The organism is Arthrobacter sp. MW3 TE3886 (assembly GCF_041262145.1).
Taxonomy (GTDB): domain Bacteria; phylum Actinomycetota; class Actinomycetes; order Actinomycetales; family Micrococcaceae; genus Arthrobacter.
In genome coordinates, this window is the sequence record NZ_JBGCAN010000001.1 from 1858463 (window position 1) to 1880697 (window position 22235).

24 protein-coding genes and 1 tRNA gene are annotated in these 22235 nt (G+C 67.3%); 14 read left to right on the forward strand and 11 right to left on the reverse strand.

The genetic code is table 11. The annotated features are described in order from the left end of the window. Positions 1 to 65 precede the first annotated feature (65 nt). Positions 66 to 836, forward strand: a complete 771-nt coding sequence (locus ABH915_RS08435; protein WP_370119874.1) for a DUF6390 family protein — start codon at positions 66 to 68, stop codon at positions 834 to 836. A gap of 48 nt (positions 837 to 884) precedes the next feature. Here the strand turns inward: ABH915_RS08435 and ABH915_RS08440 are convergent, their stop codons facing one another. The 10 genes from ABH915_RS08440 to ABH915_RS08485 form a co-directional block, all read right to left on the reverse strand. Next, positions 885 to 1142 (reverse strand): HypC/HybG/HupF family hydrogenase formation chaperone, encoded by a 258-nt coding sequence (locus tag ABH915_RS08440; RefSeq protein WP_370119877.1) that lies wholly within the window; start codon positions 1140 to 1142, stop codon positions 885 to 887. Between the two features lie 13 nt (positions 1143 to 1155). Further along, positions 1156 to 1728: a hydrogenase maturation protease gene (locus tag ABH915_RS08445; RefSeq protein ID WP_370119880.1), complete on the reverse strand. Its 573-nt coding sequence runs from the start codon at positions 1726 to 1728 to the stop codon at positions 1156 to 1158. 124 nt (positions 1729 to 1852) lie between these two features. Further along, on the reverse strand, positions 1853 to 3415 hold the full coding sequence (locus tag ABH915_RS08450; RefSeq protein WP_370119883.1) for a hypothetical protein: 1563 nt from the start codon (positions 3413 to 3415) through the stop codon (positions 1853 to 1855). Next, positions 3412 to 4053 carry a DUF6084 family protein gene (locus tag ABH915_RS08455; RefSeq protein ID WP_370119886.1) on the reverse strand — a complete coding sequence of 214 codons (642 nt, stop codon included), beginning with the start codon at positions 4051 to 4053 and terminating at the stop codon, positions 3412 to 3414. The genes ABH915_RS08450 and ABH915_RS08455 overlap by 4 nt, the downstream gene beginning before the upstream one ends. Beyond that, positions 4046 to 4768 (reverse strand): DUF5947 family protein, encoded by a 723-nt coding sequence (locus tag ABH915_RS08460; RefSeq protein ID WP_370119889.1) that lies wholly within the window; start codon positions 4766 to 4768, stop codon positions 4046 to 4048. The genes ABH915_RS08455 and ABH915_RS08460 overlap by 8 nt, the downstream gene beginning before the upstream one ends. A 43-nt stretch (positions 4769 to 4811) precedes the next feature. Continuing rightward, on the reverse strand, positions 4812 to 5786 hold the full coding sequence (locus tag ABH915_RS08465) for a NifU family protein (protein WP_370119891.1): 975 nt from the start codon (positions 5784 to 5786) through the stop codon (positions 4812 to 4814). Between the two features lie 6 nt (positions 5787 to 5792). Further along, on the reverse strand, positions 5793 to 7586 hold the full coding sequence (locus ABH915_RS08470; RefSeq protein WP_370119894.1) for a nickel-dependent hydrogenase large subunit: 1794 nt from the start codon (positions 7584 to 7586) through the stop codon (positions 5793 to 5795). 25 nt (positions 7587 to 7611) lie between these two features. After that, positions 7612 to 8670, reverse strand: coding sequence for a hydrogenase expression protein HypE (locus ABH915_RS08475; RefSeq protein ID WP_026538777.1), 1059 nt, complete (start codon positions 8668 to 8670; stop codon positions 7612 to 7614). 56 nt (positions 8671 to 8726) lie between these two features. After that, complete coding sequence (gene hypB / locus ABH915_RS08480; protein WP_370119897.1) at positions 8727 to 9695, reverse strand: hydrogenase nickel incorporation protein HypB; 969 nt, start codon at positions 9693 to 9695, stop codon at positions 8727 to 8729. Positions 9696 to 9697: 2 nt separating this feature from the next. Beyond that, on the reverse strand, positions 9698 to 10027 hold the full coding sequence (locus ABH915_RS08485) for a hydrogenase maturation nickel metallochaperone HypA (protein ID WP_370119900.1): 330 nt from the start codon (positions 10025 to 10027) through the stop codon (positions 9698 to 9700). Between the two features lie 345 nt (positions 10028 to 10372). On the opposite strand from ABH915_RS08485, the gene ABH915_RS08490 reads away from it, so the two are divergent. The 9 genes from ABH915_RS08490 to ABH915_RS08530 all read left to right on the forward strand — a co-directional run bounded on the left by ABH915_RS08490 (position 10373) and on the right by ABH915_RS08530 (position 18678). After that, positions 10373 to 11272: a ParA family protein gene (locus tag ABH915_RS08490; RefSeq protein WP_018772307.1), complete on the forward strand. Its 900-nt coding sequence runs from the start codon at positions 10373 to 10375 to the stop codon at positions 11270 to 11272. 44 nt (positions 11273 to 11316) lie between these two features. After that, positions 11317 to 12213, forward strand: coding sequence for a ScpA family protein (locus ABH915_RS08495; protein ID WP_370119903.1), 897 nt, complete (start codon positions 11317 to 11319; stop codon positions 12211 to 12213). Between the two features lie 113 nt (positions 12214 to 12326). Continuing rightward, positions 12327 to 12908 (forward strand): SMC-Scp complex subunit ScpB, encoded by a 582-nt coding sequence (locus ABH915_RS08500; RefSeq protein ID WP_370124972.1) that lies wholly within the window; start codon positions 12327 to 12329, stop codon positions 12906 to 12908. 129 nt (positions 12909 to 13037) lie between these two features. Beyond that, positions 13038 to 14297 (forward strand): pseudouridine synthase, encoded by a 1260-nt coding sequence (locus ABH915_RS08505; protein ID WP_370119906.1) that lies wholly within the window; start codon positions 13038 to 13040, stop codon positions 14295 to 14297. Positions 14298 to 14299: 2 nt separating this feature from the next. Continuing rightward, complete coding sequence (locus ABH915_RS08510) at positions 14300 to 15409, forward strand: prephenate dehydrogenase (RefSeq protein ID WP_018772311.1); 1110 nt, start codon at positions 14300 to 14302, stop codon at positions 15407 to 15409. Next, the gene (gene cmk / locus ABH915_RS08515; RefSeq protein ID WP_043423204.1) at positions 15409 to 16152 is read left to right on the forward strand and encodes a (d)CMP kinase; all 744 of its coding nucleotides are present in this window, start codon (positions 15409 to 15411) and stop codon (positions 16150 to 16152) included. The genes ABH915_RS08510 and cmk overlap by 1 nt, the downstream gene beginning before the upstream one ends. Positions 16153 to 16225: 73 nt before the next feature. Beyond that, a complete protein-coding gene (locus tag ABH915_RS08520; protein ID WP_018772313.1) occupies positions 16226 to 16906 on the forward strand; it encodes a 1-acyl-sn-glycerol-3-phosphate acyltransferase in 681 nt (226 codons plus the stop codon). Continuing rightward, positions 16903 to 18453 carry a ribosome biogenesis GTPase Der gene (gene der, locus ABH915_RS08525; protein WP_370119910.1) on the forward strand — a complete coding sequence of 517 codons (1551 nt, stop codon included), beginning with the start codon at positions 16903 to 16905 and terminating at the stop codon, positions 18451 to 18453. The genes ABH915_RS08520 and der overlap by 4 nt, the downstream gene beginning before the upstream one ends. Positions 18454 to 18601: 148 nt before the next feature. Next, positions 18602 to 18678 (forward strand) — tRNA-Pro (locus tag ABH915_RS08530). Positions 18679 to 18786: 108 nt separating this feature from the next. On the opposite strand, the gene ABH915_RS08535 is transcribed toward ABH915_RS08530, so the two are convergent. Continuing rightward, on the reverse strand, positions 18787 to 19656 hold the full coding sequence (locus ABH915_RS08535; protein ID WP_370119913.1) for an Fpg/Nei family DNA glycosylase: 870 nt from the start codon (positions 19654 to 19656) through the stop codon (positions 18787 to 18789). 194 nt (positions 19657 to 19850) lie between these two features. Between ABH915_RS08535 and gcvH the strand changes: the two genes are divergently transcribed. The 4 genes from gcvH (at position 19851) to ABH915_RS08555 (ending at position 22117) form a co-directional block, all read left to right on the forward strand. Next, positions 19851 to 20237 (forward strand): glycine cleavage system protein GcvH, encoded by a 387-nt coding sequence (gcvH, locus tag ABH915_RS08540; RefSeq protein WP_018772316.1) that lies wholly within the window; start codon positions 19851 to 19853, stop codon positions 20235 to 20237. A 160-nt stretch (positions 20238 to 20397) separates the two neighbouring features. Further along, complete coding sequence (locus ABH915_RS08545) at positions 20398 to 20874, forward strand: FHA domain-containing protein (protein ID WP_018772317.1); 477 nt, start codon at positions 20398 to 20400, stop codon at positions 20872 to 20874. Between the two features lie 104 nt (positions 20875 to 20978). Continuing rightward, positions 20979 to 21614, forward strand: a complete 636-nt coding sequence (locus tag ABH915_RS08550) for a MerR family transcriptional regulator (RefSeq protein WP_370119917.1) — start codon at positions 20979 to 20981, stop codon at positions 21612 to 21614. Then, complete coding sequence (locus ABH915_RS08555) at positions 21614 to 22117, forward strand: bifunctional nuclease family protein (protein WP_018772319.1); 504 nt, start codon at positions 21614 to 21616, stop codon at positions 22115 to 22117. The genes ABH915_RS08550 and ABH915_RS08555 overlap by 1 nt, the downstream gene beginning before the upstream one ends. Positions 22118 to 22235: the final 118 nt, after the last annotated feature.

Genomic DNA, 22235 nt, shown 5'->3' on the forward strand with positions numbered 1-22235 from the left:
GCATTGTTCGCCGATGGGCGCCGGTGCTAGCCTCGCTGATATCCCCTGTGAAACGAGGCCGCGGGATGGAAATCAACGGCGCCCAACTGTTTGTCCGCTACGCGTATCCGCCGAATTCGCGGGGCAGTTGCGGGCCGCCTGACAGCGACGCGCTGCTGCACTACGGCCAGTCCGGGGTGACCGACGCGGGCCTGCGCGAACTTGCCAAGGGGTTCGCCGGCGCCTGGCCGTATCTGGAGCTCATCGCCGGTGCCACCGGCAACCCGGACCCGCTGGACTACGCGGTGGTGGAGGCCTACTGGGTGGGAAACACGCTGCTGGACACCGTGGGTGTGCGCAGCATCGGGAACTCCATGGAGGACCGCTTCCGCGCACGGACCGGGCATCAGTTCCCGCACCTGATGGAAGGGGTCCTCGCCGGCGGCGTCCCGCACCACAGCTTCCACGTCCTGGAAATCTATCCGTGGACCGGACTCTTGCGCGATGACCGGCGCTCATCCACGGCCCTGAATGTCCTTGACCAATGCCGCATCCGGTGGGGCGAGGTGGTGGCCGTCGAAGGGGACAGCGCCCTCGTGCGCTCGCGGCCCCTTGCGTGGGACGGGATGGAGCTGTCGCTGGGGGAACCGGTGATCGAGACGGCCAAGTATGCCGTGGCCGGGTCCGGCTTCATCGCTGACCTCACGCCCGGGGACATGGTGTCCCTCCACTGGGACTGGGTGTGCGACCGGCTCTCGCCCGCCCAGCTCCACCGGCTCCGGCACTACTTTGCGCGCCACCTCAAGATCGCCAACTCCGGCGTGGAGCACCGCGGCGCCGCGATCGCCCTCGAATAGCGGGCGCCTGCAGTTCCGCCAGTGGGGGCAGTTAGTGGGCAGCGAAGGCTACGGGACCGTGTCGGTGGGGTCCGGGCCCCGTCCCATGAGCTCAAGTCCCGTCATCGCACGGTCGGCACCATCCTGATCCACGCGCTCCAGGGCGAAGCCCATGTGGATCAGGACCCACGTGCCGCACGCCAAGGGGCCGTCGTCGAGGAGGCCAATGTTGATTTTGCGCTCCACTCCGGCCACATCCACCAGGGCGAGCTGCCCGTTGTAGCCTTCGATCACTTCGATGATCCGGCCCGGTATTCCCAAACACATCCGTGGTTCCTCCTCAGCCAGCTTCATCCGGAGCCGCGCTCGCGGGCGTTGCGCCTGCATTCGTGATGCGGGCTGTGACCAGGGTGCGGACTGCTTCCACGGCCGCCGGGACGGCACGGGACACGTCCTCGGACAGGCCCATGCCCTCGTCCGTTCGCGCCGCGATGCAGCCGACCAGATAGGTCTCCGGCAGCGATCCGCCCAAAACACGGAGACGGCGGAGGACAGCCAGCGGATCCATGCCATGCGGATCGAAGGCTGGATTGACCCGAAGGCCGGACGGCGTCAGCGGTCCGCCGCTTTCCAGGTCCTCCGTCCGGATCTTCAGGATCCGGAGCGTTCCGGCGCTTGTGCTCCCGTCCGCCGGGGCCGGGAGCACATCCACGAGCACCAGCGCATCCACCCCGTCCAGGAGATCGTAGGCGAGGTGCAGTCCGCGGATCCCGTAGTCCCGCACCTGGACCTCCTCCGGCGCCCAGCCGGGCAGGCCGGAGACCTCCTCGGCCAGTCGGCGGGCGACGGCCGGTCCAAATCCGTCGTCGCGAAGGAACACGTTCCCCACGCCCGCGACGAGAACCCCGCTCACACCGGGCCTCACATGCTCCGCATGCGCACGTAGCGTTTGATATCCGGAATTGAACGCAGGCCGACGACGGCTGCCGCCAGGCCCGCGGCCAGCAGGAGCACGACTGTCATGATGCCCAGGGCTTTCATGGTGATGGTTCCTTTCCGTTGTCCGGGGCCGGCGCCGCGGCGAGCGGCACGAGTTCCTCGGGGGCGAAATACAGATACCGGCCGTACCACTCCTGCAGTTCGGCGGCGGGGTCGGCCTCGAGGACCACCGCGACGTGCGTTCCGCCGTCGACGTCGAAGTGGACTCCGGTGACACGCCCCGACTTACCGGCGAAGAAGAGGTCCTGGGCGTCGGCGCGGCGCAGCGGAACAACCCGCACCCGGCTGCCGCGTGAGATCGGGACGCCGTCGATGAAGACGGTGTCCGATTCCGGATCCACGGCGGTGTCCCGGGCGGGATCCCACCACGGCGTGCCGGCGTCGGTGCCCGCGTCGGCGCCGCCGGGAACTGAAAACTCGGGAACTGAAATCCCGGGAACGGAGAACTCGGGAACGGAAAATTCCGGATAGCCCGGGACTGCGGGGCCGGGCAAGCCGCCGCCTCCGGTCCTCCCGGGTCCGCGCGGCTCCGCCAGTTGCACGGCACCGTGCGGATTCCGCAGGATGCCGTGCAGCTGCTGGAGTTCCTCTGCGGTCATGTTTTCGCAGCGTTCGATGATTGCCGCGGCCCGGGCATCGGTTGACCGGGCCTCCGCCTTTTCCTCATCGGTCAGGGTGAGCACCCGCAAGGTCAGGATTTCATCGATCTCCGTCGCATCGAACAGTTCCACGGTGCTTTCCGGTGCCACCGCCGGATGGTCATAAAGGATGATCGGGGACAGGAGCAGGACATCGCGCTGCCCCTCGGGACCGGCGAGCACGGGCCAGCAGCGGTGCTGGCTGCACGAAGCCGCCGCCTCCGCTGCCCATCCCGGCGGATCGATCACCGACAGGAAATCGGCATCGTGGACGGCGAGCAGGACATGGGCTCCGATGAACGAGTACTCGATCGCGGAACGCTTGTCGGCGGTCGCTGCCGCCGCGTTCTCCACCGTGACCCTGAGCCGCCACAGCGGACCGTGGTCCGGCTCGGCCGCGGCATCGGCTTCGGCGGCCGGCCCCGGCCCCGGCGCCGCCACTTGCGTCGCCATCAGGCGCACCTCGCCACGAAGCTGCCGGCGCCGGCGCACGAGCCTGCCGGCGGTGGTGCCGGCGGAGTCCAGCACGGGCTCGATGTCCTCGTTCGCCGGCACGTTGACCTGGGCGCACACGCCCGCGGCCAGCTGGCCGAGGCTGTACGGCCCGAGCGTGATCTCCTGATCCGTTGCCTCGTCCCAGCTGAGCCACCGGGAAGCGCCGACGGTGAGTTCGTCGACGGGCGTGAAGCTGCCTTCATCCGCGCGTTCGGCGGACCGTCTCTGGAGGTGCAGGAAGCGCAGATGCACCTCGACCCGGGCGGCGGGTCCCGGCTGGAGGAGGCAGTCCGCTGCCATGTCCGGTTCCTCGCCGGCACCGGATTCTGCCGCGCCCGGCGGCCCGAGCACCCCGAACTGCCAGCGGGCCTGGTTCTTGGCGGAGGAGGCGCGGTAGGGGTACAGGAGGTACCCCTCGTAAAGGACGGCGTCGGCGACGGCGCGTGCCAGGCTGAGCCCGGTGTTCACGGTACCGGGTCACCCGCCCCGGCCAGCAGCCCCTCGATTGCGGCTTCCCAGGAAATCAGGCCGTGGACCGCCTTGTACCTGGCCAGGGCCGCGAGGACGTCGCGGTCCAGACGGATCCATCCCTGGTTCGGGAAGAACGCGTCCATCAGCGAGCGCCAGGCCGCCACGGGCAGGTGGTACCTCGATTCCCGGTCCCAGGGAACCTGCTCGACGCCGAAGCCCGCCGCGCCGCGCGTGAAAACCGTCCCGGAGAAAAGGAACTCGAGCGGAACCGTCCCGTCCCGCAGGGAGTTCAGGTATTTTGCTGCGGCGACCTCGAAGTCGAACGTGCAGGGCAGCGGCAGGTCAACGTCGACGCTGTCCGCAAATCCCTGGACCAGGACGCCGCTGTGCATCCAAATGAAGGGCTTGAGCGTGGTGGGCCACCGTCCGCGGCTGCCAAAGAGTTCCAGCAGCCCGGCTTCCTCGTCGGCGTCGTAGCCGCGGCGCTGGGCCAGGATCCGCACCTGGCACCGCAGGGCCATGGCATGGACGGCGGCGCCGCTTTTCTCCTGGATCCGCAGGCGTGCGGTCAGCTGGGGCGCGGCCGCATAGGGCTCCGGGGCGATGTCCAGCACGCTGAATTCGAGCTCAACCATGGCGTCCCTCCGGCTCTGCCGCGGCGGGGGCGGGCCTGCTGCGGCTGCTGATCCGGTCGAAGAATCCCGCGAGCTCCTGGCGGGACTCCTGGCCGCCGTCGAAGCCCTTCCACACCCGCCGCAGGCGGCCCACCAGCTCGTAGCACGCATCGATGGGAACCAGGTGGCAGTCCGCCCGTTCCCGGCCGGGGCCGGGGGAGCGGATCAGCAGGGCCTCCGTGTCAGGGGCGAGCACGCTGATGGCCGGGTTGGCCGCCTGGACCGAGGCCCAGGCGGCCAGGGGAAGTTCCGACTCCGTGGCGCCGGCAGGGCTCGGATAGAAGGCGGCAGTCCGGCCAAGGGCCGAGTTGAAGAAGAAGAAGGCCAGCCCCACCGGGATTTCCAGCTCGTCCCACTGGGCCTGGCCGAGCTCGAAGGGTTCGAACGAGAGGTAGCGGTCGGGGACGGAACGGTAGCGCAGATGGGCCGACGAGTCCGTGAACAGCAGATAGCAGGGCCGGCACGTGCACAGCAGGGAGCGGCTCTCCAGATCCACCACGTGCTGGTGGGCGTCCGGGATGGGCTCCGCGCACATCTCGCAGCGCTCGCCGGCAGCCTGGGCCGGGCGGGTGGAAGCTATCCGGCGGAGCACGGCGAGCGCCGATGCGCTGTTTCCGGCGCTGTTGATTCCGGCGCTGCCGGCCGGCTGGCTCCCGGTTCCCGTTGGCGCCGTCATGCCCGGCTCCGTTCCCGTGCTGCGGCGTTCATGTACCGGCCTTTCACAGCGGGTCCGCGGTGGTGGGGACGGCCACCGAGGGAACCCCGTTGCGGAGCAGCAGCGGGAGGGGATCCAGATGCAGCCCCTTGTCCTCCAGGCAGGCCCCGGCCTTCCGGACGTCGAAGTGGCTGCGGCAGTGCGGGCAGCGCAACAGCCCCCCGCCCACCGGGGCCGCCAGCGCCCGCTGCAGCGAGGCGCCCGGCATGGAGTGGGTGCACCGCGGGCAGCGGTCCACAAACGCGTAGACGTCCGGGCCGATCCGGCACGTGAGCACCTCCACGCCCGCCACCAGGAATCCCGCCACGGCTCCGGACTCCAGCTCAGCGAGGGCCGGGACCGCCTGCCACGTGCCTGAGGCCGGCGTGCCGGCGTCGGGGACCGTCCAGTCCGGCGCGGCACCGCGAGTGCCGGCGTCGGGTGGGCCGCCCAGCCCGTCCAGCCGCGAGCGCAGGGCGCCGACCGGGATGAGGGCGGGAACGGCGGCGGGAGCCGCCTCCTCCACTTCGATGCCGGTCACCTCGGGCGCCGCGGATTCGATCGCGTCCTCGACGGCGAGCTTGAGCGTCACTGACGACGACGGACAGCCCTGGCAGCTGCCCAGCAGCCTCAGCCGGACGACGCCTTCTTCGCTGATGCCGAGCAGTTCCACATCCCCGCCGTGCGAGCCGAGGTAGGGCCGGACGGAGTCGAGGGCCCCGGCGACCCTGCCGGGCAGGTCTACGGGATGCAGCCCGTGGATCAGGAGCAGGCCGGACACCAGCGGGTCGGACGTGAGGGCGGAGACCGTTCCGGGCCCGAGCACACCCTGCGAATCGAGCACGTGCAGGATCCGCTCCAGCCCGGCGCCGTACAGCTCCGTCACCTGCCGGACCAGTTCCTCCGCCCGCTCCCGGGCCACCGGACCGCCGGCACCCAGCGCGTCCAGGAGAGAACTGATCCGTTCACCTGCCGAGCCCAACAGATTCTCCCGGTCCATGGCCGGCTACTCACCGGTGAGTGACTGCGTGGGGGAGTGCAGCAAGTCCAGCGTCTGCCCGTCGCCGAGGTACATGTGGACGCCGCACGGCAGGCAGGGGTCGAAGCTGCGGACGGTGCGCATGATGTCGATGCCCTTGAAATGATCGCGGTCGTTCTCCTCGAAGATGGGCTGGCCCTGCACCGCGTCCTCATACGGGCCCGGTGTTCCCTCGGAGTCGCGCGGGCTGGCGTTCCAGGGCGTCGGCGGATAGGGATGGTAGTTGGCGATCTTGCCGTCGCGGATCACCATGTGGTGCGAGAGCACGCCGCGGACAGCTTCGGTGAACCCGCAGCTGATGGCTTCCTCCGGCACCTCAAAGGACTCCCACGTCTTGGTGCGGCCGGCCCGGATCTCCTCGAGGGCCTTTTCGGCGAAGTGCAGTGCGGCGGCGGCCGCGTAGGCCTGGAAATAGGTCCGGGCGCGGTTCCGCTCCAGCGTGTTGCTCCACTGCGGGATCTTCCATTCCAGGGTCACCGGGCCCTTCAGCGCGGTCTTGGGGAGCTCGATCTGGACGCTGCTGCCCGTTGACTTGAGGTAGCCGGTGTCGACGAACCCGGCAAGGGCGGTCGACCAGAGCCGGGCGAGCGGGCCGCCGCCGGTATCCAGCGCCAGGTTGCTTTCGCCGTCATTCCACCGCGGCGACATCACCCAGCTGTACTTGTCCTCGAGGTCGCGCTTCTGCGGCCGCGGGTTGGTGTGCTGGTTCCAGGGATGCCTGCGGTCCACCGGGTTGCCCAGCGGATCGCGGGTGACGAACATTTCCTGGTCGCCCCAGTCCTCGTAGTAGGACGAGCCCAGCATGATCCGGATCCCCAGGTTGATCCGCACCAGGTCCGTGGTCACGAGTTTGCCGTCCACCACGACCCCGGGGGTGACAAACATCTTCCGGCCCCACTCCGTCATGTCCTTGTAGGCGAAATTGCAGAACTCCGGATCCTGGAAGGACCCCCAACAGCCCAGCAGGGTCCGACGCAGCCCCACCTGCTCGTACCCGGGCAGCGCAGCATAGAAGAAGTCGAAGAGGTCATCGTGCATCGGCACGACCTTCTTCATGAACTCCACGTACCGCATGAGCCTGGTGATGTAGTCCGTCATCAGCTGGATCGTCGCCACGGTGCCCACGCCGCCGGGGTAAAGCGTGGAGGGATGGACATGCCGGCCCTCCATCAGGCAGAACATTTCCCGGGTCATCCGGCTCACTTGCAGCGCCTCGCGGTAGAACTCCCCGGTAAACGGGTTCAGCGAGCGCATGATGTCCGCGATGGTGCGGTAGCCGTGCTCGGCGGCGTGCGGGGCCGGCGTGTTCTCTGCTTTGGCCAGCACCGACGGGTTGGTTTCGGCGACCATCTTCTCGCAGTAGTCCACGCCGACCAGGTTCTCCTGGAAGATGTTGTGGTCGAACATGTACTCGGCAGCCTCGCCCAGGTTGACGATCCATTCACCGAGGTGGGGCGGCTTCACCCCGTAGGCCATGTTCTGCGCGTAACAGGAACAGGTGGCGTGGTTGTCGCCACAGATTCCGCAGATCCGGCTCGTGATGAAATGGGCGTCCCGGGGGTCCTTGCCGCGCATGAAGATGGAATAGCCGCGGAAAATCGAGGACGTGCTGTGGCATTCCACCACTTGGTTGTTCTTGAAATCGACCTTGGTGTAGATGCCGAGGCTGCCGACGATCCTTGTGATCGGGTCCCAGGCCATCTCCACCAGGTTCTCGCCCGCGGTACCGTCCGCCGGGGGCATCGGAATCGTCGAAGTCATTGCATTGCCTCTCTGCCTAGCGTCCCTACCAGGTCCGCTTGGCGCCGGTCAGCAGATCATTACCGGGTTTGCGCCAGCGGGGTTCCTGGTCCAGCGTGTGCTTCGTGATGTTCCGCAGTGTCCTGATGGTCTTGCCGTACGGCATGACTGACGCGGTCGACAGCTTGCCGCCGGGAGGTTCGTCCATGAACGGCATGAATTTGTCCGGGAAGCCCGGCATCGTGCAGCCGATGCAGATGCCGCCCACGTTGGGGCACCCGCCGATTCCGTTCATCCAGCCGCGCTTGGGCACGTTGCACTTGACAACCGGTCCCCAGCAGCCGAGCTTGACGATGCACTTCGGGGACCCGTATTCGGTGGCGAAGTCACCCTGTTCGTAGTAGCCCGCGCGGTCGCATCCTTCGTGCACCGTCTGGCCAAACAGCCAGGTCGGCCGGAGCGCCTCATCGAGGGGGATCATGGGGGCCTGCCCGGTGGCCTGGTACAGCAGATACGTCATGGTTTCGGACAGGTTGTCCGGCTGGATGGGGCAGCCCGGGACGCACACGATCGGGATCCCGGCCTTGGACCGCCAGTCATACCCGAGATAGTCGGGCACCCCCATGGCCCCGGTGGGGTTCCCGGCCATGGCATGGATACCGCCGTAGGTCGCACAGGTCCCGGCGGCGATGATCGCCGTCGCCTTGGGCGCCAGCCGGTCCAGCCACTCGCTGGTGGTGATCGGCTGCCCGGTGTCGAGGTTGTTGCCGAAGGCCGCCCAGTAGCCGCCCGCGGCGTGCAGCTTCTCATTCGGGATGGACCCCTCCACCACCAGCACGAACGGCTCCAGCTCGCCGCGGTCCGCCTTGCGGAACCACTCGAGGAAGTCGTCGGCGCCTTGCTGCGGGCCGCATTCGAAGTCGATCAGCGGCCAGTGCATGGCAATCTTGGGAAGTCCGGGGAGCGCCCCAAGGGCTATCTCCTCGACGCTTGGCTGGGTTGCCGCCGTCAGGGCCACGGAGTCACCGTCGCAACTGAGTCCGGCATTGATCCACAGCACGTGGATCAAGGTTTCTTCCGCTTTCAATGCAGTAGCTGTAGGCATCGTTGCCTCCTTCGGAGCCCGCCCATTGGCCGCGGCTCGAATGTTGCGTCAGCAGGTCAAACGCGTAGTCCGCCGGAGCGCGGCGCACTCCCGGCGGCAGCCGCCGCCAGGTGGGGATTCTTCCGGATCCACTCCAGCCAGCCGTCCATGCCGTCGCCGGTGGCAGCTGACAGGGTCAGGACGTCGACGCCGGGATTCAGCAGGCGCGCCTGGCGCACGCAACGCTCGACGTCGAACTCCACATAGGGGAGCAGGTCTGCTTTGTTGATGATCACCAGGTCGGCAGCCAGGAACATGTGGGGGTATTTCTGCGGTTTGTCATCGCCCTCCGTAACTGAGATCACGACGACCCGGGCCGATTCGCCGAGGTCGAACAATGCCGGGCACACCAGGTTGCCCACGTTTTCGATGAAGAGTGTCGATCCGGGCACCGGGTCCAGTGCACCCAGTGCCCGTTGCAGCATCCCGGCGTCCAGGTGGCAGCCTGCTCCGGTGTTGATTTGGACCACCGGCCGCCCGGTGGACCGGATCCGGTCGGCGTCCAGCGAGGTCTCCTGGTCACCTTCAATGACCCCGATCTCCAGTTCGCCGGCCAATTCCCTGATAGTCCGGACCAGGAGCGTGGTCTTGCCGGCCCCGGGGGAACTCATGACATTGAAGGCCTGGACGCCGCGTCCTTCCAGCCAGCCCCGGTTCCGTGCGGCCAGGAGGTCGTTCTTGGCGAGAAGGTTCTCCTCAAGGGAGATGAGGGTCCGTCCTTCCGCCGCGGGGCTGTGCCCGGCGTCGGCAGTCCCGGGGGACTGCGGATGCTGATGGCCGTGATCGTGCTCGTGATCGTCGGGATGGCCGTGATCGTGCTCGTGATCGTCGGGATGGCCGTGATCGTGCTCGTGATCGTGGGGATGCGGATGTTCGTGCGGGACTGCAGCAGCGGGCCTGGTGTCGTGCACAATTTCGTGCACAGTTCCGTCGAGGTCCGAAATTCTGGTGCCGGCGTCGTCGCCGCATCCGCACGTCGCACACATGTCTACGCAACCTCCACCGAGGTGACCAGGAGCTCCCGGCCACTGACGACTTCGACATCGGCACTGCCGCAGGGGCAGAGCAGAAACATGTCCTCAAGGACGAACTCGTCGTGGCAGCTGCGGCACCTGGCCCGGCCCTCGGATTCATCGATCGTCAGGGTTGCCCCGGCCAGCGGCGTGTCAGCTGAAACGACGTCGAAGCAAAAGCGCACGGCGTCCGGGAGGACGCCGCTCAAGGGTCCGATCCGCAGGTTGACGCCCGTCACGGAGCGGCCGCCGGTCCGGTCCAGGACCGCCTCCACAAGACTTTGCGTGATCGAAAGTTCGTGCATGAGCCGCTGCCACCTCGTCGTTTCAATGTAGGCCTGCGGGGTACAAACTTCAATATGTTCGGGGCCGCCGAAGCGCACGCCCGCCTGCCTGCCTCGGCCGCTCGCTGGGTGTCTCCCGGCGTGTCTCCAGGCGTGCCTGCCGGCACGCTCAGGCCGCCAGGCCCGCCCCGAGACAACCTTCGACTTCAACCCGAACGTCAAGGCACAGCGTCCGGCCCAGTGTCAAGGTCCGGCGAATACCGTGTCGGGCGCTGTAACCTTGGGAGGAACGCGCTGGGCTCTGGGAGTCTGGAGGCAGCACAATGAAGCACGACAATCACCGTCATCGAAAGTGTGGATAGATACGTGAGCAGCGAACAGGGTTCAGCAACTCTGGAAGGCACCGAACTCGATCTGGAAGACGCCGTCATGGGCCCCACCGGGCGGCCCCAACGCGACTTTCCGGAGCCCGCGCCGCTGTCCTCCCACGGTCCTGCGCGGGTCATCGCCATGGTGAACCAGAAGGGCGGGGTGGGCAAAACCACGTCCACCATCAACCTCGCCGCCGCCCTGGCCGAATACGGCCGCCGCGTGCTCCTGGTCGACTTCGATCCGCAGGGCGCCCTGTCCGCCGGCCTGGGCACCAACCCGCACGAGCTCGACCTCACCGTGTACAACGTGCTGATGGACCGCAAGGTGGACATCCGCGACGCCATTCAGAAGACCGGCGTGGAAAACGTGGACCTGCTCCCGGCCAACATCGACCTCTCTGCCGCCGAGGTGCAGCTGGTCAACGAAGTGGCCCGCGAACAGGTCCTGGACCGGGCATTGAAAAAGGTCGAGGACGACTACGACGTCGTCCTGATCGATTGCCAGCCCTCACTCGGCCTGCTCACCGTCAACGCGCTCACCGCCGCCCACGGCGTCATCATCCCGCTGATCTGTGAGTTCTTCGCCCTGCGCGCCGTGGCGCTGCTCGTGGAAACCATCGACAAGGTCCAGGACCGCCTCAATCCGCGCCTGCAGGTCGACGGCGTGCTCGCCACGATGTACGACGCCCGGACCCTGCACGGCCGCGAGGTGATCGCCCGCCTGGTGGAGGCCTTCGGCGACAAGGTCTTCGAAACGGTCATCAAGCGCTCAATCAAATTTGCCGACGCCACGGTCGCGGCCGAGCCCATCACAACCTACGCGGGCAACCACGTCGGTGCCGACGCCTACCGCCGCCTGGCCAAAGAGCTGATCTCGCGCGGCGGCGCGCCCTAGCCAGGATCGTGGCAGGCGCCTTTTCTCCGCCAGCGAATCTCGATATGCCGGCGGAGCTCGACACGCGCGCGGACTCCGCGCCACCCGCAGCACCGGGTGTCAGTGCAGCACCGCCCGTCAGTGCAGAACAGCCCGGGAAAAAGCCCGGATTCGAAGTGAGGCTGGCCAACTTCACCGGCCCGTTCGACCTCCTGCTCGGCCTGATCTCCAAGCATCAGCTGGACATCACCGAGGTGGCGCTGTCCACGGTCACTGACGAATTCATCAAGTACATCAGGGGCCTGCAGCAGCTGGGGGAGGAATGGGCCCTGGATGAGGCCAGCGAATTCCTGGTGATTGCTGCCACCCTCCTGGACCTCAAAGCCGCCCGGCTGCTGCCCGCGGGCGAGGTCGAGGACGATGAGGACATCGCCCTGCTGGAGGCCCGGGACCTCCTGTTCGCCCGGCTGCTGCAGTACAAGGCCTTCAAACAGGTGGCCGGCATGATCGGCTCCACGCTCGAGCTCGAGGCCCGGCGGTATCCCCGGCAGGTCGCCCTGGAGGGACACTTCGCTGCCCTGCTTCCGGAACTTCTGTGGCGGCACACCCCGGCGCAGTTCGCTTCCCTGGCCGAGGCGGCCCTCAAACCCAAGGAGGCAGCCCCCACCGAAGTGGGCCTCGCGCACCTGCACGGCGCGCCCGTCAGCGTCAAGGAACAGGCCGAGCTGCTGGGGAACCGGTTACGGCTGGGCACGCCGCTGAGCTTCCGGGCGCTGATCGCCGACGCCGAATCCACGCTGGTGGTGGTGGCGCGGTTCCTGGCGCTGCTGGAGCTGTTCCGCGACCGCGCGGTGGGCTTTGACCAGCTGCTGCCGCTGGGGGAACTGACGGTGCACTGGACCGCCGATACCCAGGGGTGGAGCAGCGAAAACCTGAGCGAAGAATACGAGGACCAACCGTGAACGAACGACTCCCTGACGCTGCCCGCGAGGCCGGGACGGAAGCCGGGACAGACGCCGGTCCGGACGTCGCGAGCCTGCCAGGGGGCGCCCGCGCGGCCCTCGAGGCCGTCCTGATGGTGATCGACGAACCCGCCACCGCCCCGGCCCTGGCAGCCGGACTGAACTTGACGGTCGACGTCGTCGAGACCCTGCTGGCTGAACTGCAGCGGGAGTATAACGGCTATACTGTTAATGCCCCGGATGCGGATGTCGCCAGCCATAGCAGTATTAGTGTCGGCGACAATGCCGCCCCCCGGGGTTTTGAATTGCGGAATATCGCCGGAGGCTGGCGGATCTATTCCCGCGCGGAGTTCGCCGAGATCGTTGGCGGATTCGTGCTGGAAGGCCAAACAGCCAGGCTGACGCAGGCGGCGCTCGAAACGCTCGCCGTCATCGCATACCGCCAGCCCGTATCAAGGGCGCGGGTGTCTGCAATTCGAGGAGTCAACGTTGACTCTGTCGTGCGGACGCTGACGCAGCGGGGGCTGATTGAGGATTCGGGAACCGATCCCGAGTCCGGAGCAATCCTGTACCGCACGACATCGTATTTCCTTGAGCGGATGGGAATCGGCTCCGTGGCTGAATTGCCACAGCTTTCCCCCCACCTTCCTGGACTGGAAGGCATCGAGGAGTTTTACGATGCAGGAAGAATGTAAGCAGTACCTCAGCAGAATCTGTGCAGGCACAACGTCTGCACGAGAGTATCCACCGGGCAGAACAAATTGCCCGGCCGGCGGGTGTTGTCGGGAGACAGCGGCCGCAGGCCACCAACGTAAGGACGGGTCATGACACAGGCGGGACGCCAGGGTTCACCACGTAACAGTTCGGGACGCAACAGTGCCGGACAAAGCTATTCCGGCCAAAAGCCGGCGCAAGGCGGTTCAGGCCGCGGCGCACAGGGCGGCGCGGGCCGCAGCTCCCAGGGCGGCGCCGGCCGTAGCGGCGGAGCCGGCTACAAGGGCGGCGGAGACCGCCCCTTCAAGCACCCCAAGCCTCGCGAAGAGGCCTTCATCGATCCGGACCTGCAGGGCCCGGACGGCGCGCCGTCGGCTGCCCGTCCGGCTTCCGCTGACTGGAAGTCGAAAGCGCCTTCCGGCAAGGAAGCGGCCCGCAAGGCAGCCGCCCGCAAGCCCGGCTTCGGCAAGGCCCCCGGCACCCCCGGGGCCCTCAAGCCCAAGCCGCGCACCGGCGCCGCCAAGTTCGCCGGTCCCCGCGCCTTCGGCAGCGAACGCTTCGGCCAGAACCTCGGACCGGTGCGCAAACCCGCCCGCAACCGCGGACCGCGCCGCGAGGTGCCGCAGTCTGAGCTGCACGACGCCGACGGCACCCGCCTCCAGAAGGTCATGGCCTCCGCCGGCGTCGCCTCACGGCGCGTCTGCGAGGAAATGATCGCCGAGGGCCGCGTCGAGGTCGACGGCCAGGTAGTCACCGAACTCGGCGTGCGTGTCGACCCGAAGACGGCAGTGATCCACGTCGACGGACTGCGCATCCAGCTGGACGAGAACATGGTCTACATGGTCTTCAACAAGCCCAAGGGCGTTGTCTCCACCATGGAGGACCCGGACGGCCGCCCGTGCATCAGCGACTTTGTCCGCAACCACCACGGCGAACGCCTCTTCCACGTGGGCCGGCTCGACGTCGCCACGGAAGGGCTGCTGCTCCTGACCAACGACGGCGAGCTCGCCAACCGCCTGACGCACCCGTCCTACGAAGTGCCCAAGACCTACCTCGTGCAGGTCCGCGGGCCGTTCCCGCAGGGCGTGGGGGCCGAACTCAAAGGCGGCGTCGAACTCGAGGACGGCATCGCCTCGGTGGACTCCTTCAAGCTCGTCGACTCGACTCCCGGCCACGTGCTGATCGAGGTCGTGCTGCACTCGGGCAAGAACCGGATCGTCCGGCGCATGTTCGACGCCGTCGGCTTCCCCGTGCTGCGCCTGGTGCGCGTCAAGGTCGGCCCCATCGGGCTCGGCGACCAGCGCCAGGGCAGCATCCGCAACCTCGGCAAGCAGGAAGTCGGCCACCTGCTGGCCTCCGTGGGGCTGTAAGCATGTCCGCCTTCCGCACGCACGGCCGCGGCCACCTGAACGGCCCGGTGCTCGTCCTGGGCTCCGGGCTTCTGGGCACCAGCATCGGGCTGGGGCTGCGGGGGCGGGGTGTGGCTGTATTCCTCTCAGACCCCTCGCCGACCAACCAGGCCGTCGCCGTCGATATCGGCGCCGGCCTGCCGCTGGCGCGTCTCGAGGGGGAGGCGCCCGAGCTCGTCGTCGTGGCCGCACCGCCGGATGTCACGGCGGACGTCGTTGCCAAGGCGCTCCAGGACTACCCGCACGCCGTCGTGGTGGACATCGCGAGCGTGAAGGCAGGGATCCTGGCCGATCTCCGCAGCCGCGGAGCGGACCTGGGCCGCTACGTGGGCACCCACCCCATGGCCGGGCGCGAGAAATCCGGCCCGGTCGCGGCCCGCGGCGAGCTGTTCACGTCCATGCCGTGGGTCGTGTGCCCGGCGGAGGAGACTCTGCCGGAGTCGCTGCGGGTGGCGCGTGCGCTGGCCGGCGATCTCGGCGCAGTCGTGTCCGAATTCGCCGCCGACGAGCACGACGCAGCCGTGGCGCTGGTCTCACACCTGCCGCAGGTGATGTCCTCGCTCGTGGCCAGCCGCCTGCAGGGCACGCCCCTGCACGCCCTGTCCCTGGCCGGCAACGGGCTGCGGGATGTCACCCGGATCGCCGCGAGCGATCCCACGCTCTGGGTCCAGATCCTGGGCGCGAACGCGGAAAAGGTGGTGGAGATCCTGCACGGAGTCCGCGAGGACCTCAACCGGCTGATCGGCACCCTGGAGGCACCGACCGCTCCCGGCGCCAGGCTGGACCTTGCCCAACTGATCAGCGAAGGCAACGCCGGCCAGTCCCGGATCCCAGGCAAGCACGGCGGACCCCCGCAGGCATACTCGTGGCTGACGGTGCTGGTGGATGACACCCCCGGACAGATCGCCAAGCTGCTGACCGAAATCGGCGAGATCGGCGTCAACGTCGAAGACCTCCGCCTCGACCACTCTTCGGGGCAGAATGTGGGCATGGTGGAAATTTCCGTCCTGCCCAACAAGCACGACCTTTTGATAGAAGCCCTCAACGACCGTGGATGGCGGGTACTCCAGTAATGACCCAGGAACTCATCGAGACAGTGGACGTGCTCCGTCCCGGAAAAAGCCTTGTGGTTGCCATCGATGGCCCTTCCGGCTCCGGCAAATCCAGCGTGAGCAAGGAGGTGGCCCGGCGGCTGAAACTGGCCTACCTCGACACCGGCGCGATGTACCGCGCCCTGACGTGGTTCTGCCTGCAGAGCGGCACGGATCTGGACGACGGGGCCGCCGTCGAGACAGCCGCCGAGACGCTGCCGCTGGAAATCAGCACGAGCCCGCAGGAAGAGTACGTCCGCGTCGGCGGCCACGATGTCACCCTGGCCATCCGTGAACCCGCTATTTCCGCGGCAGTCAGCGCCGTCGCCACCACCCTGGGCGCGCGGACGGAACTGATCCGCCGGCAGCGCGAGCTGATCGAAAAGCACCACCGCCGCATGGTGGTGGAGGGCCGGGACATCACCACCGTCGTCGCGCCCCATGCCGAGGTGCGGATGCTGCTGACCGCCAGCGAGGAAGCCCGGCTGCGCCGCCGCGGCATCCAGTTGGGCGGCAGCCAGAACGCCGAGCAGCTGGCAGCCCAGGTCACGCACCGCGATGCCAAGGACTCCACCGTAGTGAACTTCACCACGGCCGCCGACGGCGTCGTGACCCTGGACTCCTCCGAACTGGACTTTGACGGGACGGTCCAGGCCGCCCTCGACATCGTGGACACCGTGGTCAACCACTCTCCTGTTCCGCTCCGGGCCGTCCACGGTGACTGAGGGGCGTGCCGGACTGCCGGAGACAGCGCCCGACTCCCTGCCCGGCCACTGGACGACGGCGTGGAGCCGGCCCGTGGGCTGGATCCTGGACCACCTCGTCTACCGCACCTCGGTCACCGGACGTTCCAACGTCCCGGCGGCCGGTCCCGTCATCTTCGCGGGAAACCACATCAGCTTCCTGGACGGGCCCGTCATGTTCGGCGCCTCGCCCCGGCCCATGCACATCCTCGTCAAGCAGGAGATGTTCACCGGGCTTCTCGGCCGCGTCCTGGCGGCGTCGGGCCAGCTGCCCGTCGACCGCCGCGGCGGCCGTGCGGCGCTGGCCACGGCCCGGAGCCTGCTCGACGCCGGACGGTGTGTCGGGATTCTTCCCGAAGGCACACGGGGGAGCGGTGAGGCCGCCGCGATCAACAACGGCGTCGCCTGGCTGGCGCTAAACACCCGCGCCACAGTGGTGCCCGTGGCCATCCTGGGCACACGAATCGGCGGCGAACACCTGGACACGGTGCCCGCACCGCGCCGGCGGCTGCATGTCAGCTTCGGCGGGGCCATCAACGTCAGCCGCAGGCCCGGCGAGACCGGGCGTGTTTCAATGGACAGGGCGGGAACCGAAATCCGGGCCGCATTAGCGCGCCATGTCCAGGACTCAGTACTAAGAACCGGGCAGCCCCTGCCCCACGCGGAATCCCCGCATGAACGTCATGAAGCAGTAGCCGGGACGCCGGCAGATCACCACCTAAGGAAAGTGCAATGAGCGATACGACTCAAACCTCCGGCAATTTTGGCGCCGGCGAAGACGAATACACGCCCACCGGCACCGACCAGGTGGCTGAAAACCTTGCCGCCCTGGACGATGACGAAGCGGAACTCCGCGCGGCCTCGCTGCGTGCCGGCCTGGACGACTACGAGCTCGACGAAGACGACGCCGCCCTGCTGAGCGGCCACTTCGACGACGAGGACTTTGACGGCCCGGTCAAACTGGACCCGGTCCTGGCCATCATCGGCCGGCCCAACGTGGGCAAGTCCACCCTGGTCAACAGGATCCTGGGCCGCCGCGAGGCAGTGGTCGAGGACACCCCCGGCGTCACCCGCGACCGTGTCATGTACTCGGCAAACTGGAACGGCCGCAACTTCACCGTGGTGGACACCGGCGGCTGGGAGCACGATGCCCGCGGCATCCACGCCCGCGTGGCGGAGCAGGCCGAGATGGCCGTGGAACTTGCCGACGCCGTCCTGTTCGTCGTCGACTCCGCCGTGGGCGCAACCGCGACCGATGAAGGCGTCATGAAGATGCTGCGCAAGTCGAAGAAGCCGGTCATCATGGTGGCCAACAAGGTGGACGACTTCGCCCAGGAAGCCGACTCGGCCACCCTGTGGGGCCTGGGCTTCGGCGAACCGTACCCGGTCTCGGCCCTGCACGGCCGCGGCGTGGCCGACCTCCTGGACCACGTCATGGACACCCTCCCGGAGTACTCCCTGATTGAAGGCCTCGAACGCTCCGGCGGACCCCGCCGTATCGCCCTGATCGGCCGCCCGAACGTCGGGAAGTCCTCGCTGCTGAACAAGCTCGCCGGTTCCGAGCGTGTGGTGGTGGACAACACCGCCGGCACCACCCGCGACCCGGTCGACGAATTCATCGAACTCGGCGGACGCACGTGGCGCTTCGTTGACACCGCCGGCATCCGGCGCCGCCAGCACATGGCCCAGGGCGCGGACTTCTACGCCTCCCTGCGGACGCAGAGCGCACTCGAAAAGGCCGAGGTCGCCGTCGTGCTCCTGGCCGTGGACGAAGTGCTCAGCGAGCAGGATGTCCGCATCCTGCAGCTCGCCGTTGAATCCGGCCGCGCCCTGGTGCTCGCCTTCAACAAGTGGGACCTCCTCGACGACGAGCGCCGCCGCTACCTGGAACGCGAAATCGAGCAGGACCTGGCCCACGTGGCCTGGGCCCCGCGCGTGAACATCTCGGCCAAGACCGGCTGGCACAAGGACCGGCTCGTTCCGGCCCTGGACATTGCCCTGGAAAGCTGGGACAAGCGCATCCCCACCGGACGCCTCAACGCGTTCCTGGGCGAACTCGTCGCAGCGCACCCGCACCCGGTCCGCGGCGGCAAGCAGCCGCGCATCCTGTTCGGCACCCAGGCCTCAAGCCGGCCGCCGAAGTTCGTGCTCTTCACCACCGGATTCCTGGATCCGGGATACCGCCGCTTCATCACCCGACGCCTCCGGGAGACCTTCGGCTTCGAGGGCACGCCGATCGAGGTCAACATGCGTGTGCGCGAAAAGCGCGGCAAGAAACGTTAATTCCGACACACCTTGCCGTGACAGCCTGAAATTGTCACAGGCACCCTCCCGGATCGTGTAAGCTTTTGGAGGTGGTTCGGCCGGACTGCTTGGAAGAAAACCTGGAGTGAATCCGGGAGGGCTTCCGGGCGGAGAACGGTGGAACCAGCGGGCTGTAGCGCAGCTTGGTAGCGCACTTGACTGGGGGTCAAGGGGTCGCAGGTTCAAATCCTGTCAGCCCGACCAACAGCTGAAACCCCGCCATTCCTGATGAAGGAATGGCGGGGTTTTCTGTTTCCCGGACACGTCGGCTGCGCGGTGTTCGGCGATTCAGGAAACCGCGCCGTTTTTCCGCTATTTGAGGAACCGGGAGGTCCGGCGGTCGGCCAGGATCTTTCCCTTCGTCTGGCACGTCGGGCAGTACTGCAGGGCGGAATCGGCAAAGGAAACCTCCCGGACCGTGTCCCCGCACACCGGACACGGTTCGCCGGTCCGGCCGTGGACCCGCATGTGGCCCCGCTTGGCGTCCTTGAGCTCGTTGGGCGGCTTGCCCTTGGCTTCCGCCACCGCCGTTCCCAGAATGGTGTGGATGGCGTCGTAGAGGCGCTCCACGTCCGTCCGGTCCAGGGACTTGGCGATCGCGAACGGCGAGGTCCTGGCGGCGTGCAGGATCTCGTCGCTGTACGCATTCCCAATCCCGGCGATGATGCCCTGGCTCCGCAGGACGCCCTTGATCTGCTGGGAACTGGAACCGAGAATCCCAGCGAAGGCCTCGACGTCGAAGTCCGGACTGAACGGATCCGGTCCGAGCGCCGCGATGCCGGGTACGTCGTGCGGATCGCGGACCACGTAGACCGCTAGGCTCTTTTTCGTGCCCGCCTCGGTCAGGTCCATGCCCATCGGGCCGGAACCGCCCGAGAACGTCAGCCGCAGCGCGATGTGACCCTTGCCCATTTTCAGCTGTGCGTCTGTGGGGGAGTCAGTGAAGCGGACCCAGCCGGCCCGCGCCAAGTGGAAGACAAAATGCAGCCCGTCCGCTTCCATGCTGACGAACTTGCCGAACCTGCGCACCGCGGTGACCGTATTGCCCTGGAGGTCGGAGTACGGAGGGTCCGCCGTCTTGAGCACGGCGAAGGAGACGGGCTGGATCTTCGTCACCACTGCTCCGCGCAGGTGCTCGTCCAAAAAGTCCGTCAGGGCCGCAACCTCCGGAAGCTCAGGCATGGGCTACCTGGCGTGCCCGGACGGTCCCGGCGCCCCGGTTGTTCACATTCCCGACCTTCAGCGGCGCATGTTCTGCCATCGCACCATCTTCTCAGATGCCTCCCCGGCCACTGCCCGATATGCCTATACTTTCAGCGGCGGCTAGAACAAACGACTGCCGCCGCCCAGGTGATTGACCCGATGAAAGGCCCGTCATGAGCATCATTCCCGAAGACCTGTCCTACACCGCAGAACACGAATGGGTTTCGGCCCCCAATGCCGACGGGGTTGTGCGCGTGGGCATCACCGATTTTGCCCAGGACGCCCTCGGGGATGTGGTCTACGCCCAGATGCCCGAGGTCGGAACCACCATCAAGGCCAACGACGTCGTCGGAGAGGTCGAATCCACCAAGAGCGTCAGCGACATTTACGCCCCGGTGACGGGCGAGGTGGTGGCCCGGAACGAGTCGCTGGACACCGATTCTGCGCTTATTAACTCCGATCCGTACGGTGAGGGCTGGCTGATCGAAATCAAGCTCGCGGAAGCCGACGCGATCGAGTCCCTGCTCAGTGCATCCGAGTATGAACAACAGGTAGGCTAAAGACAGAGGTCATTCGGGCCGGGGCCGCCGGCGAGTGTTGTTGGGATAACAAAACAAAGCCGCGCCCCGCCGAAGGGCCTCATTACCGGGACTGCGAGGCTTTTCCGGACGGCATGCGTTGTTTGCAGGGGGGACACCTGCAACGAATGAGGAGGACTCAATGTTTGGGCACGAACGGAACGACACCGGTGACGGTTACGGCACGGGTGGAGTGAAGGCTTCGGAGACCACGTCGATCAACCTCACTCCGGTGCGCGACGAACCCAATTTCACGCCGAAGCTCTCGACCGAGGAACGGGCAGCGGTCGAGGCCCTTCCCTCCGGATCGGCCCTGCTTGTGGCGCACAGCGGCCCCAACGCCGGTGCGCGGTTCCTGCTGGACTCCGACGTCACGACGGCGGGCCGCCACCCGGACGCCGACATCTTCCTCGACGACGTCACCGTCTCCCGCAGGCACGTTGAATTCCGCCGCACGGCGCGCAGCTTTGAGGTCGTGGACACCGGGAGCCTGAATGGCACCTACGTCAACCATGACCGAGTGGACTCGGTGGAACTGAAGTCCGGCAACGAGGTCCAGATCGGCAAATTCCGCCTCACCTTCTACCTCAGCCCTGCCCGCGCAGCAGGCAACGTCTGATTCCGGGGTAGTTGCCTGTGGCCACGGCACATGCGGATCGGCGCGGACCCCAGGTTCTGAACATCGGGGAAGTCCTGGCTCAACTGAGCGACGACTTCCCCAGCATGACTGCGTCAAAAATCCGGTTCCTTGAAGAAAAGGGACTCATCAACCCGCAGCGGACCCCTGCCGGCTACCGTCAGTATTCCGAGAACGACGTCGAACGGCTGCGCTTCGTCCTCTCACTCCAGCGTGACCAGTATCTGCCGCTGAAGGTCATCAAGGACTACCTTGATGCGATCGACCGGGGCGAACGGCCGGAGAACCTGCCGGCAGGCGTCACGTTGTCCCCGCGGATTGTCTCCGAGGAGCTCGCCTCCGAGCTGCAGAGCCGGGCGCGACGGCTCAGCGAGGAGCAGCTCCGCGCCGAATCCGGGGCGAGCGTCCCGCTGCTCGAATCCCTCCTGAGCTACGGCCTGATCGGGCACGTCAACGGCAAGTTCGACGAACACGCGCTGCAGGTCGCGCGGGCCTGCGTCCAGCTGGAGAGCCACGGTCTGGAACCCCGCCACCTGCGGCCGTTCCAGGCGGCTGCCGACCGCGAATTCGGGCTCGTGGAGCGTGCGGTGGCCACCCTGACCTCCCGCAAGGACGCAGCCTCCCACGCCCGGGCCGCCGAGGCGGCCCGGGAAATCAGCGACCTCTGCCTGTCCTTGCACCAGGCGCTGGTCCACGACCGCATCTCAAGGATGGACATCTGATGATTGAGGTGGAGATTGTCGGCGTGCGGATTGAGTTGCCGTCCAACCAGCCGCTTGTCCTGCTCAAGGAAATCCATGGGGAGCGCCACGTCCCCATCTGGATCGGGACCCCGGAGGCCAGTGCCATCGCCCTGGCCCAGCAGGGAGTCATCCCGCCCCGGCCGATGACCCACGACCTCCTGGTGGACGTTGTCGAGGCCCTTGGCCACACGATCGTCAGTGTCAACATCGTGGCGGTGGAGGACAACATTTTCTACGGGCAGCTGCAGTTCGAGAACGGAACCACCGTGAGCTCCAGGGCCTCTGATGGCCTGGCGCTTGCCCTGCGCGCCAAGTGTCGGATCTGGTGCGCCGACGCCGTTATGGATGAGGCCGGCGTCCGGATCACCGAACACGACGAGGGCGAGGACACGCACCCCGGACCCGCCGTCGACGAAGAAGGCGAACTGCGGCGTTTCCGCGAGTTCCTCGACGACGTCGAACCCGAAGACTTCGGCGGCTGATCCTGGCCAGGCAACCGCGCCAGGGAAGCTGCCAGGATTGCGGGCGTGCCTGTGACTGGTGAGGTTTCTGAAACGTGCGTGACAGCTGTGGCGGCGCCAAACGTTAAAGTCGAGGATG

Coding starts and splice junctions, on each gene's coding strand:
- ABH915_RS08485 (WP_370119900.1), bottom strand. CDS start 10,027: ATGCACGAACTTTCGATCACGCAAAGTCTTGTGGAGGCGGTCCTGGAC.
- hypB (WP_370119897.1), bottom strand. CDS start 9,695: ATGTGTGCGACGTGCGGATGCGGCGACGACGCCGGCACCAGAATTTCG.
- ABH915_RS08510 (WP_018772311.1), top strand. CDS start 14,300: ATGTCCGCCTTCCGCACGCACGGCCGCGGCCACCTGAACGGCCCGGTG.
- ABH915_RS08550 (WP_370119917.1), top strand. CDS start 20,979: ATGACTGCGTCAAAAATCCGGTTCCTTGAAGAAAAGGGACTCATCAAC.
- ABH915_RS08500 (WP_370124972.1), top strand. CDS start 12,327: ATGGTGATCGACGAACCCGCCACCGCCCCGGCCCTGGCAGCCGGACTG.
- ABH915_RS08535 (WP_370119913.1), bottom strand. CDS start 19,656: ATGCCTGAGCTTCCGGAGGTTGCGGCCCTGACGGACTTTTTGGACGAG.
- ABH915_RS08455 (WP_370119886.1), bottom strand. CDS start 4,053: ATGGTTGAGCTCGAATTCAGCGTGCTGGACATCGCCCCGGAGCCCTAT.
- ABH915_RS08470 (WP_370119894.1), bottom strand. CDS start 7,586: ATGACTTCGACGATTCCGATGCCCCCGGCGGACGGTACCGCGGGCGAG.
- ABH915_RS08555 (WP_018772319.1), top strand. CDS start 21,614: ATGATTGAGGTGGAGATTGTCGGCGTGCGGATTGAGTTGCCGTCCAAC.
- ABH915_RS08465 (WP_370119891.1), bottom strand. CDS start 5,786: ATGGACCGGGAGAATCTGTTGGGCTCGGCAGGTGAACGGATCAGTTCT.
- cmk (WP_043423204.1), top strand. CDS start 15,409: ATGACCCAGGAACTCATCGAGACAGTGGACGTGCTCCGTCCCGGAAAA.
- ABH915_RS08545 (WP_018772317.1), top strand. CDS start 20,398: ATGTTTGGGCACGAACGGAACGACACCGGTGACGGTTACGGCACGGGT.
- ABH915_RS08505 (WP_370119906.1), top strand. CDS start 13,038: ATGACACAGGCGGGACGCCAGGGTTCACCACGTAACAGTTCGGGACGC.
- ABH915_RS08495 (WP_370119903.1), top strand. CDS start 11,317: ATGCCGGCGGAGCTCGACACGCGCGCGGACTCCGCGCCACCCGCAGCA.
- ABH915_RS08435 (WP_370119874.1), top strand. CDS start 66: ATGGAAATCAACGGCGCCCAACTGTTTGTCCGCTACGCGTATCCGCCG.
- ABH915_RS08460 (WP_370119889.1), bottom strand. CDS start 4,768: ATGACGGCGCCAACGGGAACCGGGAGCCAGCCGGCCGGCAGCGCCGGA.
- der (WP_370119910.1), top strand. CDS start 16,903: ATGAGCGATACGACTCAAACCTCCGGCAATTTTGGCGCCGGCGAAGAC.
- ABH915_RS08475 (WP_026538777.1), bottom strand. CDS start 8,670: ATGCCTACAGCTACTGCATTGAAAGCGGAAGAAACCTTGATCCACGTG.
- ABH915_RS08440 (WP_370119877.1), bottom strand. CDS start 1,142: ATGTGTTTGGGAATACCGGGCCGGATCATCGAAGTGATCGAAGGCTAC.
- gcvH (WP_018772316.1), top strand. CDS start 19,851: ATGAGCATCATTCCCGAAGACCTGTCCTACACCGCAGAACACGAATGG.